Annotated in this window: 15 protein-coding genes; 10 read left to right on the top strand and 5 right to left on the bottom strand. The window is 70.2% G+C overall.

The features are described from left to right. Positions 1-43: 43 nt before the first annotated feature. Positions 44-1,249 (bottom strand): LCP family protein, encoded by a 1,206-nt coding sequence (locus VFZ39_RS06480; RefSeq protein ID WP_330864915.1) that lies wholly within the window; start codon positions 1,247-1,249, stop codon positions 44-46. Positions 1,250-1,272: 23 nt separating this feature from the next. Between VFZ39_RS06480 and VFZ39_RS06475 the strand changes: the two genes are divergently transcribed. The 9 genes from VFZ39_RS06475 (at position 1,273) to VFZ39_RS06435 (ending at position 13,434) form a co-directional block, all read left to right on the top strand. Further along, positions 1,273-1,782, top strand: coding sequence for an acyl-CoA thioesterase (locus VFZ39_RS06475; protein ID WP_330864914.1), 510 nt, complete (start codon positions 1,273-1,275; stop codon positions 1,780-1,782). 111 nt (positions 1,783-1,893) lie between these two features. Further along, positions 1,894-3,387 carry an LCP family protein gene (locus VFZ39_RS06470; protein WP_330864913.1) on the top strand — a complete coding sequence of 498 codons (1,494 nt, stop codon included), beginning with the start codon at positions 1,894-1,896 and terminating at the stop codon, positions 3,385-3,387. 116 nt (positions 3,388-3,503) lie between these two features. Beyond that, on the top strand, positions 3,504-4,433 hold the full coding sequence (locus VFZ39_RS06465) for a glycosyltransferase family 2 protein (RefSeq protein ID WP_330864912.1): 930 nt from the start codon (positions 3,504-3,506) through the stop codon (positions 4,431-4,433). Continuing rightward, the gene (locus VFZ39_RS06460; protein ID WP_330864911.1) at positions 4,430-5,338 is read left to right on the top strand and encodes a glycosyltransferase family 2 protein; all 909 of its coding nucleotides are present in this window, start codon (positions 4,430-4,432) and stop codon (positions 5,336-5,338) included. The genes VFZ39_RS06465 and VFZ39_RS06460 overlap by 4 nt, the downstream gene beginning before the upstream one ends. A 30-nt stretch (positions 5,339-5,368) precedes the next feature. Beyond that, entirely contained in the window at positions 5,369-6,604 is a 1,236-nt protein-coding gene (glf, locus tag VFZ39_RS06455) for a UDP-galactopyranose mutase (protein WP_414690265.1), read from the top strand. Then, positions 6,601-8,655 (top strand): glycosyltransferase, encoded by a 2,055-nt coding sequence (locus tag VFZ39_RS06450; protein WP_330864910.1) that lies wholly within the window; start codon positions 6,601-6,603, stop codon positions 8,653-8,655. The genes glf and VFZ39_RS06450 overlap by 4 nt, the downstream gene beginning before the upstream one ends. Next, positions 8,645-9,544 carry an ABC transporter permease gene (locus VFZ39_RS06445; protein ID WP_330864909.1) on the top strand — a complete coding sequence of 300 codons (900 nt, stop codon included), beginning with the start codon at positions 8,645-8,647 and terminating at the stop codon, positions 9,542-9,544. Before VFZ39_RS06450 ends, VFZ39_RS06445 begins: the two co-directional genes overlap by 11 nt. Further along, entirely contained in the window at positions 9,544-10,308 is a 765-nt protein-coding gene (locus VFZ39_RS06440; protein ID WP_330864908.1) for an ABC transporter ATP-binding protein, read from the top strand. The genes VFZ39_RS06445 and VFZ39_RS06440 overlap by 1 nt, the downstream gene beginning before the upstream one ends. 255 nt (positions 10,309-10,563) lie before the next feature. Continuing rightward, a complete protein-coding gene (locus VFZ39_RS06435; RefSeq protein WP_330864907.1) occupies positions 10,564-13,434 on the top strand; it encodes an FG-GAP-like repeat-containing protein in 2,871 nt (956 codons plus the stop codon). 8 nt (positions 13,435-13,442) lie between these two features. Here VFZ39_RS06435 and VFZ39_RS06430 read toward each other — a convergent pair whose 3' ends face one another. Beyond that, complete coding sequence (locus tag VFZ39_RS06430) at positions 13,443-14,171, bottom strand: TIGR03089 family protein (RefSeq protein ID WP_330864906.1); 729 nt, start codon at positions 14,169-14,171, stop codon at positions 13,443-13,445. A 17-nt stretch (positions 14,172-14,188) separates the two neighbouring features. Here VFZ39_RS06430 and VFZ39_RS06425 point away from each other — a divergent pair, with 17 nt between their 5' ends. Next, entirely contained in the window at positions 14,189-15,265 is a 1,077-nt protein-coding gene (locus VFZ39_RS06425; RefSeq protein ID WP_330864905.1) for a mannose-1-phosphate guanylyltransferase, read from the top strand. A 15-nt stretch (positions 15,266-15,280) separates the two neighbouring features. On the opposite strand, the gene VFZ39_RS06420 is transcribed toward VFZ39_RS06425, so the two are convergent. Genes VFZ39_RS06420 through cofD form a run of 3 tightly spaced genes read right to left on the bottom strand, consistent with a single transcriptional unit; the run spans position 15,281 to position 18,119 of the window. Then, the gene (locus VFZ39_RS06420) at positions 15,281-16,024 is read right to left on the bottom strand and encodes a DUF3105 domain-containing protein (protein ID WP_330864904.1); all 744 of its coding nucleotides are present in this window, start codon (positions 16,022-16,024) and stop codon (positions 15,281-15,283) included. Between the two features lie 58 nt (positions 16,025-16,082). Then, positions 16,083-17,090, bottom strand: a complete 1,008-nt coding sequence (gene cofE / locus VFZ39_RS06415; RefSeq protein WP_330864903.1) for a coenzyme F420-0:L-glutamate ligase — start codon at positions 17,088-17,090, stop codon at positions 16,083-16,085. 3 nt (positions 17,091-17,093) lie between these two features. Further along, a complete protein-coding gene (cofD, locus tag VFZ39_RS06410) occupies positions 17,094-18,119 on the bottom strand; it encodes a 2-phospho-L-lactate transferase (RefSeq protein WP_330864902.1) in 1,026 nt (341 codons plus the stop codon). Positions 18,120-18,332: the final 213 nt, after the last annotated feature.

Here is an 18,332-nt window from a genome sequence, read left to right as displayed (position 1 = left end):
GGCCCCAGCATGGCCCGCGCAGCCCCGACGACCTGACCCGAACTCAGCGGCGGGGGAACCCGGTCGGCGTGCAGAGCTTCTTGGGGATGCTCGCGGTGTCGTCCTCGCGGATGTAGCTGAACATCTGCTCGGAGCGCTCGGGGTCCCAGTTGACGGCGAAGTCGGCGACGGGGACGCCGCAGGTGAGTCCGCTGTCGCCGTCGACGCGGGTCATCGCCAGTGCCCACTGAGCGAGCGCGAACGGCGAGGTCTCGTCGCTGACCCGGACGGCGCGGGCGCCGGCCATGTTGAGCCGGTAGTAGCGGACCGGGTTGATGATCGACCAGGGCGAGGTGGCCTCGCTGCCGATCGCGGAGACGACCTCACGCTGCCGCGCGGCACGGCCGAGGTCGCCGAACTCGGTGTCTGTCTTGCGGGAGCGCGCGTAGCCGAGAGCGGTCGGTCCGTCGACCTCCTGGCATCCCTTCTTCAGGTTGATGTTGGCTTGCGGGTCCTTCATGGCGAACGGCGGGCAGACCTCGACCCCTCCCACGGCGTCCACGAGGTCGACGAAGCCGCCGAACCCGATCTCGACGAAGTGGTCGATCTTGATCCCGGTCTCGTTCTCGACCGTCTTCACCAGCAGCCGCGGCCCCTCGAACGCGTACGCCGCGTTGATCTTGTTGGGCCCGTAGCCGGGGATGTCGACGATGGAGTCGCGCGGGATCGACATCAGCAGGTTCGGGCCGTCCCCGGTGTGCAGGAGCATGATGGTGTCGGTCCGCTGGCCCGAGGCGTTGCCGGTCCCGAGGTCCTTGCGCTCCTCCTCGGTCAGGTCACCACGGCTGTCCGAACCCACCATCAGGTACGTCGTACCGGGCTGGTCATCCGGGCGACCGGACTGCGGGAACGCGTTGACCTTGTCGACCTTCGACCACGCCCACAGCGGGACGCCGATGAGGAACACCAGCCAGAGCACCAGGACCAGCCACAGCCAGCGCAGCCTCGGGCGGGCTCGCGACCCCCGGTTCGCCGAGGGACCCGAGACCGGCTGCCTCGGCGGCGGCGGGGAGGTCGGAGGCGCCGGCCGCTGGCCGCGGGCGTCGCGGCTCGCGGCGGGCATCACCCGGGTCGCATCCGCCGGGTCTTCCGGCCGCGGCTGTTGCGGCATCGCGCGGGTCTCGTCACCAGAGGGCTGCTGTCCCTGCGACCCATAGAGCCAGTTGTACTCCGGGGAGCCCTTCTCCGGGCCCTGCCCTCCGTCAGCCATGGCGGAGAAACTACCGTGCCCCCATGAGCGAGCAGCGGGCGTCCCTGCCGGCCAGCCACTCCCGGGTCTCGCTGGCGAGCATGATGCACAGCACCGAGGCCAACCTGCTGGGCAACGTCCACGGTGGCGAGATCATGAAGCTCGTGGACTCGACCGCCGGCGCAGTCGCGCACCGGCACAGTGGTGGCCCGGCCGTCACGGCGTTCATGGACGAGATGGCCTTCCTGCACCCGGTGCACGTCGGAGACATCGTGCGCACCCTGGCCCAGGTCAACTGGGTGGGCACGTCGTCGATGGAGATCGGGGTCAGGGTCGAGGCACAGCCGTGGGGGAGTGCGGCTGACGGGCCCCTGCACGTGGCGTCGGCGTACGTCGTGTTCGTCGCGATCGACGAGGACGGCCGACCCCGCCCGGTGCCGGCCCTGGTCCCCGAGAACCGCGACGAGGAGCGGCGGCTGCGCGAGGCCGAGATCCGCCGGCACCACCGGCTCGCCCGCAAGGCCGAGATCGAGTCGGGCCGCTCGGGCGACTGACCGAGGGATTTAGACCGACCGGCCGCGCGTCGTACCGCCTGTGACGCATGTGACTGGTGATACTGAGCGTCACGTTGCTTCCTTCCCCGAGCATCGAGAGGCACCACCCGTATGTCTGGCCACCCGTCTGGCAGCAGGTCCGGCACCGGACATCCGCCGACCCCTCCTGCTGGAGACGCCGTCTTCCGGCGCCGCGCCGCCGACGAGCGCGCCGCCCGGGTCCGGTTCCGCCGGGCCATCGCCCTGATGGTGATGACGCTGCTGATCCCGGGGTCCGCGCAGCTGGTGGCCGGCAACCGCAACGTCGGGCGGATCGCGATGCGGGTCTGGTTCGCGGTCCTGCTCGGTGGCGCGCTGGCGTTCGGGATCGCCCTGGTGCACCACCCGTTCGCTTTCTGGCTGGTGTCCGACACCACGGCACTCGCCGTCCTCCGGTTCGGGCTGATCGCGCTCGCGCTCGGATGGGCCTTCCTGATCGTCGATGCCTGGCGGATCGGGCAGCCGCTCACGCTCAGCCACCAGCACCGTCGCGCAGTCGTCGGTGTCAACGGCGTGCTCTGCTTCGCGGTGGCCGGGGCGCTGCTGTTCGGCGCGCACCTCGTCAACGTGCAGCGCGACCTGCTGGTCACGATGTTCGGCGACGGCGCTGCCTCGGACGCGGCCCACGGGCGCTACAACGTGCTGCTGCTCGGAGGCGACGCCGGGGCCGGCCGATGGGGCCTGCGACCGGACTCCTTGACGATCGCGAGCATCGACGCGGAGACCGGCCGCACCGTGCTGATCTCCTTGCCGCGCAACATGTCCGACTTCCCGTTCCGCGAGGGCTCGGTCATGGACCGCGAGTTCCCCGACGGCTTCGACTGCGACGACTGCTACCTCAACGGCGTGAGCACCTGGGCCGGTGACCACACCGCGCTCTTCGGCAAGAGCGATCACCCCGGGATCGACGCGACGATCATGGCCGTCGAGGGGATCACCGGGTTGGAGGTGAGCTACTGGGCGATGGTGAACCTCCAGGGGTTCAAGGATCTCGTCGACGCCTTCGGCGGGGTGAAGCTCAACGTGCGCGAGCCGATCCCGGTCGGGTTGCCGCACGAGTCGTACTTCCGCTACATCGAGCCCGGCACCCACACCCTCGACGGGATGGAGACGCTCTGGTTCGCTCGGGCGCGGTACGGCTCCGACGACTACTCGCGGATGGCGCGGCAGAAGTGCGTCATGAACGCGATGCTGCACCAGGTCACACCGCAGTCGGCGTTCCGGAACTTCAGCAAGATCGCCAGGGCCAGCTCCGAGATGGTGTCCACGAGCATCCCGACCTCGGAGGTGGACCGCTTCCTCGAGCTGGGCATGAAGGCGCGGTCCCAGCCGGTCTCGACCGTATCGCTGGTACCACCGCAGGTGAACACAGCCGACCCCGACATCGACGCCGTCCACGAGATGGTCGCGCTCGCGATCGACCGGGCCGAGGGCGACGCCGCACGCGCGAAGTCCACGAGGGCGCGGAAGAAGCAGCAGTCGGCCGGCACCACCGGTGGGTCGGTCGGCAGCCTCGCCGAGGGGTACGCCGCCAACCAGGCGAGCGACCTCGGCGCCAGCTGCTGATCGCGACCGCGGATGGGCGCGATCGATGGTGGTTGAGCAGCGACCACGCCTGAGGGACGAAGGCGTGACGGGAGCGTGTCGAAACCCGGTCCCACCCGAGCAATAGGGTGGCGGCCGTGACCGACACCAGCCGCCCGCGCGTCGTGGCGGTGGTCGTGACCTTCAACCGGCTGGGGCTGCTCCAGCGATTGGTCGGGCGGCTGCTGGAGGTCGAACGAGTGGACGAGGTCATCGTGGTCGACAACGCGTCGACCGACGGCACGGGGGAGTGGCTGCGGGTCGCGTCGGCCGCGGCCGGTGAGCCCTCTGTGGTCGCGCTCACCCTCGACCACAACCGCGGTGGCGCGGGCGGCTTCCACGAAGGGCTGCGGCTCGCGGTGGAGCGCGGGGCCGACCTGGCCTGGCTCATGGACGACGACGGTCTGCCGGACCCGGACTGCCTCGACACCCTGCTGTCGTACGACGACCTCGACTTCTGGGGTCCGGTGGTCGTCGACGAGGACGACCCCGGCCGTCTGGTCTTCCCGATCCGACTGCCGGGCGGCACCCGCGTCGTGCACGACATCTCGGCAGTCGAGCGGGCCGCCGCGGACGGGCTGTTGCTCGACGTCGTCATCCCGTTCAACGGGGTGCTGGTGACCCGAGGGCTCGCCGAGCGGATCGGCTACCCGCGCGAGGAGTTCTTCATCTGGGGCGACGACCACGAGTACCGGCTGCGCGCGGAGCGGGCGGGTGCGCGGATCGCCACGGTGGCGGCTGCGCGAGTGCGACACCCGTCCGTCGGCGAGCTCGGCACGTCGATGATGTTCGGCCGCACGACGTACAACCACAGCCCGAGCGACCTCAAGCACTACTGCATGGCGCGCAACAACACCGTCAACCTGCGCGAGTACCGCGGCTGGCCGCACGTCATCATGTTCTGGGCCAAGACCGTGTGGTTCTACACGTTCACCCGGCCCGACCGCGGTCGTCTCGTGCTCAGCGCCCGCGCAGTGCGGGCTGCCCTGCGCGGCGACTTCACCGGACACCGGAAGTTCCTCGCATGACCGGCGAGCGGGTGGCGGTCGTCGTGGTCACCTTCAACCGGGCGGACCTGCTCGGGCGGATGCTCGACGGGTTGAGCGCCCTGACCCGACGACCTGACGCGGTCTTCGTCATCGACAACGCGAGCACCGACCACACCCGCGAGGTGCTCGAGCGGGGCCACGGCCGCGGCCTGCCGCTGCGGGTGACGCACAGCGAGGAGAACCTCGGGGGCGCGGGAGGCTTCCATCTCGGCATGAAGCAGGCCTACGACGAGGGCTTTGACCTGATCTGGCTGGTGGACGACGACGTGGTGCCGGCGCCGGACTGCCTCGCGGTGCTCGTGGCACAGGGGGAGGACTGCCTGATGGCGGTCCGGGAGGACACATCCGGGCGACTGGTCGAGAAGGCGGCGCTGCGGTTCGACCTCACCAACCCGCTGGCGATCAAGCCCAAGACGGCCATGGTGGAGACGACGTACGGCACCAGGTCCGCCATGCCCGAGCGGGTCGAGCTCGAGAACGTCGCGTTCGAGGGTTTCCTCGTGCACCGTCGCGTCGTCGACCGGATCGGGCTGCCCGATCCCTCGTACTTCATCTTCTACGACGACGTGGACTTCGCGGTCCGCGCGCGCCGGGCCGGGTTCCGGATCTGGGGTGTGCGCGACGCCGTGCTGGTGCGGCAGCTCGACTTCGACCAGCAGCACGACCTGTCGTCCTGGAAGGGCTACTACATGTACCGCAACCTGTTCGCGGTGCACTTCCGGTACGGCGAGAACCGGTGGGTGCGACTGAAGCCATGGCTGGTCACCGCCGTCGTGATCGTCTTGAGCCCGGTGCGCGGCGGCAGGGCCGAGGCGCGCAATGTGACGCGCGCCCTACGGGACGCGCGGGGAATGCGGGAGCCGCCCGCACCATCCGTAGACTGACCCATTGCGTCCACCCCCAGAGGAGATCCCTTGACCAGTCCTGATCCAGCACCCCACGAAGTCGCTGGCTCCACGCGCGAGTCCGCGGAGGCCCCGGATCTGGTCGTCGTCGGCTCGGGCTTCTTCGGCCTCACCATCGCCGAGCGGTGTGCCAACGATCTCGGGCTGCGGGTCCTGGTGCTCGAGCGCCGCCACCACCTCGGGGGCAACGCCTACTCGGAACGGGAGCCCACCACCGGCATCGAGGTCCACAAGTACGGCGCGCACCTGTTCCACACGTCCAACGAGAAGGTGTGGGAGTACGTCAACCGGTTCACGTCGTTCACCGACTACAAGCACCGGGTCTTCGGCAAGTACCAGGGGCAGGTCTACTCGTTGCCGATGAACCTCGGCCTGATCAACCAGTTCTTCGGACGGTCGTTCACGCCGGACGAGGCGCGGGCCCTGATCGCGGAGCAGTCCAGCGAGATCGCGACCGAGGACGCCTCGAACCTCGAGGAGAAGGCGATCAGCCTGATCGGCCGCCCGCTCTACGAGGCGTTCATCAAGGGCTACACCGCCAAGCAGTGGCAGACCGACCCCACCAAGCTGAGCGCCGACATCATCACCCGGCTGCCGGTCCGCTACACCTTCGAGAACCGCTGGTTCAGCGACACCTACGAAGGCCTCCCGGTCGACGGCTACACCGCCTGGCTCACCAAGATGGCCGACCACCCGAACATCGAGGTCCGGCTCGAGACCGACTTCTTCGACGTGGCCGACCAGTTCAAGGGCCGGGTCCCGATCGTCTACACCGGCCCGGTCGACGAGTACTTCGGCCACTGCGAGGGTCGGCTGTCCTGGCGGACTGTGGACCTCGAGGAGTCCGTCGAGGACGTCGACGACTTCCAGGGCACGGGCGTCATCAACTACAACGACCAGGACGTGCCGTTCACCCGGATCATCGAGTTCCAGCACTTCCACCCCGAGCGCGTGAAGACCCACCTGCCCGGCAAGACCGTGATCGTGCACGAGTACAGCCGGTTCGCGGAGGACGACGACGAGCCCTACTACCCGATCAACACCGCCGAGGACCGCGAGAAGCTGCTCAAGTACCGCGACCTCGCCCGCCGCGAGGCGATGGTGCTGTTCGGCGGCCGGCTCGGCACCTACAAGTACCTCGACATGCACATGGCGATCGGGTCGGCGCTCTCCATGTTCGAGAACAAGCTGAAGCCGCACTTCTCAGACGGTGCGGAGCTCACCAGCGGAGGAGTGGACGAATGACCGTCACCCACACCCAGACGCAGGCGGAGGCGGAGTCGCACGCGCCGGGCACCAAGCGGGTGCTGCTGATGCGGCAGATCATGCCCGCCAACCGCGACACCGACGTGATCCGGCTCTACGTCGACCCGGACCCGGCCGCGCTCGACGCCGACAAGTTCGAGATCGGTCACACCAAGGCGGCGCAGGAGGCGAACGCGATCGCTACGCGGATGCAGAACGCCGCCCGTGGCATCAAGCCGATCCACCCCGACCAGATCGAGTCGCGCACCGCGTTCCGCGTCGAGCAGGGCGAGACCATCTCGTTCGGCACCTACTTCAACGCGTTCCCGGCGTCGTACTGGCGGCGGCACACGATCGTCGACACGGTCCGGCTGACGGTCCACCTCGAGGGCAAGGGCGCCACGGTCATCGTCTACAAGTCGATGGCCAACGGCCGCTCGCAGCGCGTCGACTCCGCGAGCGTGGAGGAGAAGGCCGGTGACTTCTCGTTCGACCTCCCGCTCAAGCCGTTCGTGGACGGCGGTTGGTACTGGTACGACGTGGTCGCCGCCGACGAGGAGGCACTGGTCACGGATGCGGAGTGGACCGCCGAGGTCCCGACCGATCGCGCGCAGCACGGCACCGTCACCATCGGCATCACGACCATGAACCGGCAGGACTTCTGCGCCAAGCTGCTCGCGCAGCTCGGTGAGTCCGGCACGCTCGACGCCTACCTCGACGAGGTACTGGTCATGGAGCAGGGCAAGGAGAAGGTCGTCGACTCGGCCTACTTCCCCGAGGCGGAGAAGGCACTCGGCGGCCGGCTGCGGATCATCGAGCAGGGCAACATCGGTGGGTCCGGCGGCTTCGCCCGAGCGCAGTACGAAGGCCTCAAGGCCGGCCGCTCGACGTACGTGATGATGCTGGACGACGACGTGGAGTGCGAGCCCGAGGGCATCGTCCGCGCCATCACGTTCGGCGACCTGTGCCGCAAGACGACCATCGTCGGCGGCCACATGTTCAGCATCTTCCAGAAGGCGCAGCTCCACAGCTTCGGCGAGCGGGTCGCCCCGTACACGTTCTGGTGGGGCTCCGCGCCCGGCGTCATCGGCTCCTGGGACCTCGCCACCCGCAACATCCGCTCGACCCGCTGGCTGCACGCCCGGATCGACGTGGACTACAACGGCTGGTTCATGTGCCTGATCCCGACCAAGGTGCTGGCCGAGATCGGGTTGTCGCTGCCGCTCTTCATCAAGTGGGATGACTCGGAGTACGGCCTGCGCGCCAAGGAGGCCGGCTACCACACCGTCAGCCTCCCGGGGGCCGCGGTCTGGCACGTGCCGTGGACCGACAAGAACGACGCCCTCGATTGGCAGGCGTACTTCCACGTCCGCAACCGGTTCATCGCGGCGCTGGTCCACTCGCAGTACCCACGTGGCGGGCGGATGGTGCGCGAGAGCCTCAACCACCAGATCAAGCACCTGGTCTCGATGCAGTACTCCACGGTCGCGCTGCGCCACAAGGCGCTGGAGGACGTGCTCGCCGGACCCGAAGGGCTCCACGACCTGCTGCCGACGACGCTGCCCGAGCTCAAGGAGCTCGTGAAGGGGTACGACGACGCGGCTCTCGAGCCCGACCCGAGCGTGTTCCCCGAGGTGAAGCGGCACAAGCTGCCTCGCAAGGGCAAGGAGCCGTCGCCGGTCATCTCGGGCAGAGAGGCGACCGTGCAGGCGCTCCTCCAGCCGTTGCGTCAGCTGCGCAAGCCGCGCGAGCTCTCCCACATCCACCCGGAGTCCGAGATCCCCGCGCACGACGCGCGGTGGCACAAGATCGCCCGCTACGACTCCGCGATCGTGTCGATGCCTGACGGCACCGCGGCCGCGTTCTACCGCCGGGACCGCGACCGGTTCGTCGACCTGCTCAAGCGGACCCTCGCGATCCACCGCGTCCTGGCCACTGACTGGGACGAGCTGGCCCAGCGCTACCGCGAGGCGATGCCGCACATCACGTCCCCGGAGGCGTGGGAGGAGACCTTCCGGCCCTGGCTGGACGGCGGTCCGGATGAGCAGTAGCCCGGAGGCGGGTCTCCCGCAGCTCGCGCCGCCGAGCAGCAACAGCGGCCTTCTCGAGGTGTTCCGCCGCCGGTACCTGCTGCGGCTGCTGGTCCGCAGCACCGTCGACGCGCGCTACCAGGGCACCTTCCTCGGCTGGTTCTGGAGCTACCTGCAGCCGTTCGTGCGGTTCTTGATGTTCTACTTCATCTTCCAGGTGATGATCGGCCGCGGGGGCGTCCCCGGCAGCCCGCGCTACGTCGAGAACTTCGCCATCCACCTGTTCGCGGGGATGGTGCTGGTCCACTTCTTCACAGAGACGTTCAACGGCGGCACCCGGTCCCTGGTGAGCAACCGCTCGCTGATCGTGAAGCTGTCCATGCCGCGTGAGCTGTTCCCGGTCGCGCACATGCTGGTCGCCCTGTGGCACACCGGCCCGATGGTGGTCATCCTCACCGTCGCGACGACGCTGCTGGGCTGGGTGCCGGACCCGGTGGGCCTGGCAGCGGGCCTGCTGGGCTTCCTCCTGATCGGCGTCCTCGGGCTCGCCCTCGCCCTGATCTTCAGCGTCGCCAACGTGTTCTTCCGCGACTTCGGCAAGGTAGTCCAGACCCTGACGCAGTTCGTCACCTTCAGCGTGCCGATGATCTATCCGTACACCTTCGTCGAGCAGCGGTTCGGCGCGGCCGCCGAGTACTACCTGCTCAATCCGGTCGCGGTGGCCGTGCTGCTGATCCAACGGTGCTTCTGGACCGGATCCACCGACGACCCTGCCGAGACCGCCGCCGTCCACCTGCCGGCCAACCTGTTCCCCCTGGGCGCGATCATGCTGGCCGTCTCCCTCGTGCTCCTCGTCCTCGCCCAGATCTGGTTCAGCCGACTCGAGCGCCGCGTGCCGGAGCGACTCTGATGACGACCTACATCAACGTGGACGGTGCCACCAAGTCCTTCACGATGCAGTACCACCGCTCGATGAAGCAGATCGCCGTCGCCCGGATGCGCGGCCAGAAGACCCACGACCGCTTCAACGCGGTCGACGACGTCTCCTTCACCGTGCAGCAAGGAGAGTCCGTGGGACTCATGGGCCTCAACGGGTCGGGCAAGTCCACCCTGCTCAAGCTGATCAGTGGGGTGATGCGGCCCGACAGCGGCACGGTGCTGACCCGGGGGCGCGTGGCCGGCCTGATCGCCACCGGAGCCGGGTTCCAGCCACAGCTGTCCGGGCGCGACAACCTCTGGCTCAACGCGGCGATCCTCGGCATGAGCGCGGCCGAGACGCGGCGGAAGTTCGACGAGATCGTCGAGTTCGCCGAACTGGGCAAGTTCCTGGACACCCCCGTGACCTACTACTCCTCGGGCATGAAAGCCCGGCTCGGCTTCGCGGTGGCGATCAACGTCGACGCCGACGTGTTCATCGCCGACGAGGCGCTGGCCGTGGGGGACCGGCCGTTCAAGCGCAAGTGCAAGGCGCGGATGCGGGAGATCCGCGAGAACGGCACCACGATATTCTTCGTCAGCCATGCGCCGGGCGCCGTGCGGCAGCTCTGCGACCGGGTCCTGGTGCTCGAGAAGGGCAAGCTCGGCTTCGACGGTCCGGTCGACGACGGCATCCACTACCTGCACTACGACGACGCCGACGACGGCGACGACGACGAGGGCCTCGGCGAGGAGTGATCGACGCGGCTCGCCCGCCCGGACGGGGGGCGGACCCCGCGTGAAGCGGCACGCACGCCCAGCAGGTTCTCGATCCCCTGACACAGTCGGCGGTGCGCCCGTACGCTGTGCGGTGACTTGACTTTCTGGGATTGCCCGGCGTGTCGAGTGGAAATTACAGGTTTGTAGTTACTCGGATTCGGTTGCGGGGACCCCTGTGACTGATGTGAAACTTGCTACTCGTGTGACTCTTCCCCCACACAGGAGTAGCCCCCCATGCGTCCGAGCCAGGCTCATTTCGTCACCTCGTGCCAGCAGCTGCTGGTGCTCGGTGCGGTGCTCGCCGTCCTCACGCCGGCAGCCTCGGTGATCAGCCTCGACGTGGTGGGTCAGGCACCCGTGCCGGCCTCGCCGGGTGGCCACCAGGCCGGCAGCGGCCACGCCATGGAGCTCACGGCGTACACCCGCGAGAGCCGGCGCGAGTCGATCCTGCCGGCCACGCCCGTGGACGCGGAGGTCACCGAGTACGCCCTCACGCCCGCCCCCGGGGTCCGCGGCCGCACCGCCACGCCACGAGCGCGCGCCGTCGCCGGTGAGACCAGGGGCGGCACCGCGATCGTCAGTCGGCCGCAGCCAGCCGAGGGGTACGCCGGCGTCGGCGTGACCTGGGACCCAGCCGCCGAGGCCGACGACGAAGCACTCTCACTGGAGGTCCGGACCCGTTCCCAGGGCGAGTGGTCGGAGTGGACCGAGCTCGAGTACCACGACGACCACGCACCCGACCCCACTTCCGCGGAGGCGCGACAGGCCCGGCCGGGCACCGAGGTGATGTTCGTCGGCCACGTGGACGACGTCCAGGTGCGAGCGGAGAGCACGCAAGCCCCGCCCGCCGGGATGCGGCTGGCCGTGATCGCGCCCGGTGAAGCCGCCGAGAATGAGCGGGAGGCCCCGGCTCTCGACACCGCCGAGCTCCCGAGCGCCAGGACCACGACGACAGCGGCCACGACAGGACCGACCCAGGCGGCGGCGAAGGGGGCGAACGCGACCACGCTCGCGTCGTACACACCGAGGCCCAAGATCTACTCCCGCGCCCAGTGGGGCGCCAACGAGAAGCTGCGCGACAAGGGGTCGCTGCGGTACTTCGAGGTGCACGCCGGCTACGTCCACCACACCGTGAACGCCAACGGCTACACGCGCTCCGAGGTGCCCGGCATCCTGCGCAGCATCTACGCCTACCACACCCAGTCCCGCGGCTGGAGCGACGTCGGCTACAACTTCCTCGTCGACCGGTTCGGCCGGATCTGGGAGGGCCGGTACGGCGGCGTCGACCGACCCGTCGTCGGCGCCCACACCCTCGGCTACAACGACTGGTCCTTCGCGATGTCGGCGATCGGCAACTTCGACATCGCGCGTCCGAGCAGTGCCATGGTCCAGGCCTATGGCGCGCTGTTCGCCTGGAAGCTGTCACTCCACGGGGTCGACGCATCGTCGACCCGCCAGCTGGTGGGCTCCCGGACGTTCAAGGCCATCAACGGCCACCGCGACGCCGGCAGCACGGCGTGCCCCGGCCGCTACCTCTACGCCAAGCTGCCGCGGATCCGGGCGCTGGCCGCGGCCGCGCAGCAGGACTGGTCCGGCCGCGAGCTGCAGTCGAACCTGGCAGGGTCCGCACACCCTGACCTGTTGGTCCGGCGGGCCTCCGACAGCCGCGTCTTCGTCCTGCGCACCGGTGGCCTGAGCAGCCTCGGCAGGGCGGTCGTCAGCAAGGGACTGGCAGCCGACTCCGACGCGGTCGTGACCTCGCCCGACCTGACGGGGGACCGGTTCGGGGACCTGCTCGTCCGCAGGACCGACGGCACCACCCTGGTCCATCCCGGCAACGGCGCCGGAGGGTACGGCGCGTCCGTCCGGACGATCTCCGGCCTGGCCGGCCTCGACCTGCTGACGGCGGTCGGCGACGTCACGGGCGACGGTCGCAACGACCTCGTGGCCCGGAACCCCGGCAACGGGCGGCTGTTCGTCTACCCGGGCAAGGGCAACGGCGGGTTCGGCACCCGCCAGCGCGTTGCCGGGGACTGGAGCGACTTCCGCGCGCTGGCCGCCACCGGCGACCTCGACGGCGACGGCAAGCCGGACCTGCTCGCCCGTGACTCCGGCGGCTCGCTCTGGGCGGTGCCGGGCAGGGGCTCGGCCCGGTTCGGGACCGCGGTCATGGTGGCGGGCTCGTGGGCCGGTTGGGGCTCGATCAGCGGGTTCGGCGACTTCAACCGCGACGGTCTGGCAGACCTGTTCGTGCGCAAGGGCTCCGGCAAGCCGGGCTGGATCGTGCCCTCCAACGGCGACCTGACCTTCGGTACCGCGCTCGGCCCGATCACGCGCCTCGAGGGAGCGGGGACCGTCGTGGGCGCCGCTCAGTTCGCCGCGAACAAGCTGCCCGACGTGGTCTCGCGGCTCGGAGCGGACGTCCGCACCTACCCCAACGTCGGGACGGTCGACCTGCTGCCCGCCATCGACACCGGCCTCGCGCTACCGACCGCCGACGCCCTCTTCAACGCCGGTGACTGGGACCGGGACGGCTTCAGCGACCTGATCCACCGCAACGCCAACGGCGCACTGTTCCTGCGGCGCGGCGACGGGAAGGGCCACTTCGGTACGCGGGTGAAGCTCGCGACCGGGTTCGGCGGTGTCCGGCTGCTCGCCGCCGTGGGCGACATGACGGGCGACGGATGGCCGGACCTGATGGGACAGCCACGCGGCTCCTCGATGCGGGTCTACCCGGGGCGCGGGCTGGCGGGGCTCAAGGCCAGCTTCGTCGCGCACTCCGCCATCTCCGCCGGACGCCAGGTCCCGGTGGGTCGCTGGAACGCCGACGGCGCGCCGGACAGCCTGTTCCGCGTCGGCTCGACGCTGTCGCTCTATCCCGGCAACGGCCCGGGCGGCCTCGTGGGCGGCCAGCGGCTGGAGGCGGACGTCTCGGCGTACGACTGGATCATCGGTGTGAGCGACCTGCAGGTGACCGGGCACGCGGACCTGATCGTCCGCGCTCGTTCGACCGGCCGGCTCTACGCACTGACGGGATCGGTCAAGGGGTTCGGCACCCGCCGCACCCTCGGCGGAGGAATGGGGATCTACGACCTGGCGGGCTGAGCGGGCGGTCAGGCCCGGGCGGTGGCTCGTTCCGCGGCGTAGGTCTGCTCGAGTCGCGCGGGATCCGGATGTGCCACCAGGACCAGCGAACCGCGACGGATGAGCGGCTCGGTGAAGGAGGAGATTCCGGAAGGGGAAGCCGGGTTCGCCTCAGTGAAGAGACGGCCGCCGTCGGCGAGAACACTCCCGGCGGCGGCCGCCTCCCACAGGTCGCGATGGCTGATGCCGGGCAGTGCCGGGTCCTCGGGACCGGGCGGGTCCCAGGGCGTGAAGCCGTCCGGCTGGCTCCACACCTCGGTACCGACGTCGTGCACGCCGGTCGGGAGCGGCTCGTCGAACGGCCGCCCGAGCGGGTGCAGTGCGGTCGCCAGGATGACCGACCTCTCGGCGTACGACGCCCAGCGGCCGACGCCACCAGGTCCGCACACCACTGCGTCGGGCACGGGGTCGGGCACAGCGGCTGACGCGCCGTCCACCCTGACCACGAGCCCGATCGTCCAGGCCGCGCCGAGGAACACCGGCGCCATCCAGTGGGTCGGCAGGTCGACGCGGAGCTCCTGGCCCCGCTCGAGGTCGAGCTCGTCGGCGAGCAGGGACGCGGTCTTCGCGACCCAGTTGGCGTACGTCGTGACCGACAGCTCGGTCCGCTCGCCGGTCGCATGGTCGTAGAACGTGACCAACGGCCGACCCGGATCGTGACGAAGCAGATCGGCCAGAACCGTCGCGAACGTCGTCATCCCCCTAGGGTTCCACCATGCTCCAGGTCGACCACTTCTGGGCCGTGGTTCCCGCCGGCGGTGCGGGCACGCGGCTGTGGCCGCTCTCCAGGTCGAGCTCGCCGAAGTTCCTGCTCGACCTCACCGGCAGCGGCCGGACGCTGATCCAGCAGACCGTCGAGCGGCTGGCCCCGCTCGCGGGCGAGCGGCTGCTGGTCGTCACCGGCTCCGCTCATCGCGACGCGGTCGCCGGACAGCTGCCGTCGCTCGACGTGGACTCGCTCGTGGTCGAGCCCTCCCCGCGCGACTCGATGGCCGCCATCGGGCTGGCCGCCGCCCTCGTCGAGCGCCGGGACCCGGACGCGGTGATCGGATCGTTCGCCGCCGACCACGTGATCGGCGACGACGCCGGGTTCCACGACGCGGTCGGCCGCGCGGTGGCCGCCGCCACGGACGGCTGGCTGGTGACGATCGGCATCACACCGACCTCCCCCGCGACCGGCTTCGGCTATGTCGAGGTGGGAGCGCCGCTGGCCGGTCATGACGGCGTGCACCGGGCGAGCGGGTTCGTGGAGAAGCCGGACGCGGCCCGCGCCAGTGAGTACGTCGCGGGGGGTAGGCATCGCTGGAACGCCGGCATGTTCCTGGCCCGCCCCGGCGTGCTGCTCGACCTGCTGGCGGAGCAGGACGACGGGTTCGCCGCCCGGCTGCGGAGCATCGCTGCCGACCCGGCACGGCTCACCGAGCTCTGGGACGACCTTCCCACCATCGCCATCGACCACGCCGTGGCCGAGCCGGCAGCAGCAGCGGGACGGGTCGCGGTCCTCCCGGCGGACCTGGCCTGGGACGACCTCGGGGACCTCGACTCGCTGGCCAGGGTGCTGGGCGCCGAGGGGACACTGCGGGTGCTGGGCGAGGAGTCGTCGGTCGCCGTCGCCGGTGCGACCGGTCTGGTGGTTCCGGCGTCCGGGCGGGTGGTGGCGGTCGTGGGCCTCGACGACGTCGTGGTCGTCGACACCCCGGACGCACTGCTGGTGACCAGCCGGGCGCAGGCACAGCGCGTGAGAGAGATCGTGGCCGGCCTCGAGGAGGCCGGCCACGACGAGCTCAGGTAGCGCTGCCGTCGGGGATCACATGTCCCCGACGCCCGCCTCCGGTGAGTCCGTGTAGGGGTAGTCGCGCATGAACTGCTCGAGGGCCTCACCGCTCGGCTCGGAGCAGAACTGCGAGATGCCGAACTGCTCGCCGGACGGGTCGCCGTCGCCGCCGACCGACCAGTGCGTGAAGGCGATGTGCTGCCCCTCGGGGAACGGGTCGCCGTCCTCGGAGGTCCACGGAACCGCCTTGAACTTGTTGCGGAAGTTGGAGTCGTCGGTGAACTTCGCCGCGATGCCCCGGATGTCGTCGAGCATCGCCTCGTTGTCGGCGATGGTCTCGTCGTACCACAGGATCGTGTAGCCGTGCTCGAGGTTGTGGACGAGCTCGCCGACATCGGGCCGGTCACCGGAGGTGTAGAACTTCCGCTCGATGTCGGCCCAGATGTTGTAGTGCGTGCCGAACGACGGCGGGGAGGTCTCGTAGGGGATGTCGGTGCCCGGGTCGACGTGGTCGCCGCTGCCGGTGGCGTCCGTCTTCTCGACCTCCTGGCACACCGAGGCGGGAGCGCCGATCGCGGCAAGGTCGAGTCCCTCGAACCCCTCGAGCTCCTGGTTGTCCTTCCAGATGCTGTAGACCGGGAAGGCGATGATCAGCAGGGCCACCACCACCGCCACGCCGAGGATCATCAGGCCGCGCCGGCGCTCGGCGCTCTTCTGCTGCTTCTTGATCGCCTCGATCTTCGCCTGGCGTTCGTTCTTCTTCTGCTTGTTGGCCACGGTCGGCTTTCCTCGTCGATCGGGTCGGGCGGGGGGCAGGTGGTAGGGCAGAGGCAGTCTACGGACTGGTACGACGCGGGCGGAGCCGGACACCCTCACCGGCGTCGGGAACGTCGACCAGCCAGCCGTGGGCGAAGGCCAGTGCCTGCAGCGAGTCCGGGCTGACGTCACCGGAGACGACGACCGCATCGTCGTCGACGCGCGCCGTACCGCCCACCCGCGCCACGACCTCGACGAGCTCGGTCACCTCGGACGGTGCCCCGAACGCCGCGGCGTCGTCCGGGTCACCGAGCAGTGCCCGGAGCACCGCCTCGCGGGCGCCGTAGCCGAACAGGTCCGCGCCGTCGGGACGCACCAGAGCGACCGCCCCCGGCCCGTCGTCCTCGGGCGGCAGGACCAGGTCGGCCCGGCCACGGATCACGGCGAACGGTCGACCACCGAGCTTCCCCTGCGCGAGCTCCGCGGCCCCGGCGAGCTCGTCGGCCACCGCGGGGGCGGTCACGACCAGGTCGTTGCCGTAGTCGTCGCGTCGTCCGGCGAAGTCCTCGAGCACCCGCAGCCCGGCGGCCCCGACCGCCAGGTCGGTCTGCCCCTCGCGCCACGCGCGGCCGGCGGTGTCGGTCACCACGACCGCCACGTTCCGGCCGGTCAGCTCCCGCAGCCGGGAGCGGATCGCGCGGGCCGAGGCGTCGGGGTCGACCGGGAGCAGGACCACGCGCCCCGGTTCGACGTTCGACGCATCGATGCCCGCCGCCGCGAGCGTGAGCCCCTGACGGGTGCGGACGATCCGGGTCGGCCCGCGGCTGGCGACGAGCCGGGCCGTCTCCGCGGGCAGCAGCTCGTCCCGCGTCCCGCGCACGACTCGACCCTCGGCCTTGCTCACCACCTTGCTCGTCACCAGGACGACGTCCCCGTCGGCCAGCCCGTCGGCCAGCCCGTCGGCCAGCCCATCGGCCGGCCCGTCCGTCAGTCCTTCGGCCAGCCGATCGACCAGCAGCGCGGCCAGGTCGTCGCCCGTTCGCACCTCACCGATCCCGTCGGGCGCGACGACCCGCAGCTCGGTCACGGGTCAGCCCCCGACGAGAGCGACCGCAGCGGCGGCGATGGCGGCGGTCGCGTCGTCGTCTGTCATCAGGAGCGGCACGGCGGCGGCCGCCAGCCCCGCCGAGTGGAGCGCGCCGAGGTGGTCGTCGTCGGACTCGTCGACCAGCCAGCCGTCGAGGACGCCCCCGTCGGCACGCGAGCCGTAGTGGCGTCCCACGGCGCCGGCGGTCACGTCGACGCCGATCGCGGGCAGCAGCTGCTCGGCCATGCCGTGGACGTGGTGCCCGCCGATGATGGGGGAGACGCCGACGACCGGGGCCCCGGTCGCCTGCAGCGCCTCGCGCACCCGGGGGACGCCGAGGATCGTGCCGACCGAGACCACCGGGTTGGACGGCGGCAGGATCACCAGGTCCGCGTCGACGATGGCGTCGATCACGCCGGGCGCGGGGGAGCAGTCCTCCAGACCGACCACCACCACCGTCTCGGCGGGGACCTGGGCCCGCAGCCGTACCCAGTACTCCTGGAAGTGCACGACCCGCCGACCGCTCGGTGACTCGGGGTCCGCGATCGCGATGTGGGTCTCGACCCGGTCGTCGGTCATCGGCAGCAGCCGCACCCTGGGGCCCGTGCCCGGCTCGAGCCAGCGTCGACAGAGCGCTTCGGTCACCTGTGAGAGCGGGAAGCCCGCGTCCATCATCTGGGTGCGTACGAGATGGGTCGCCAGGTCGCGGTCGCCCAGCCCGAACCAGGTGCGCTCGACGCCGTACGCCGCGAGCTCCTCGTTCGCGTGCCAGGTCTCGCCGCGGCGTCCCCAGCCCCGCTCGGTGTCGATCCCGCCGCCCAGCGTGTACATCACGGTGTCGAGGTCCGGGCACACCTTGAGGCCGTGCAGCCACCAGTCGTCCCCCGTGTTGGCGACCACGGTGACCTCGGCGTCCTCGGCGAGACCCGGTAGGTTGCGCGAGTCGATGCCGTGCAGCAGCCCGCGCACGAAGCGGGCACCGCCGACGCCACCGGAGAGCACTGTGATCCGTCGGGCGGGCGATGACATAGCCGTAGCCTGCCGCATCGCCGATCGGTCATCAGAAATGGCCCACTCGGACTATGGACTCCCATACCAGACTCAGGCTTGACTTCCAGGGATGACAGGCATGTAATTCCCATAGTGTTGTTCTGTCTCGCAGCGGAGTCGGGTATCCGGTGAGAGACCGAGGACACGGGGGAAGCAGACAGAAAGCACATCCGGGGACATCCCGGGGCCGAG

The organism is Nocardioides sp. (genome assembly GCF_036374615.1).
In the GTDB taxonomy this organism is placed as follows: Bacteria; Actinomycetota; Actinomycetes; order Propionibacteriales; family Nocardioidaceae; genus Nocardioides.
This window is presented reverse-complemented; position numbering and strand designations above follow the sequence as displayed.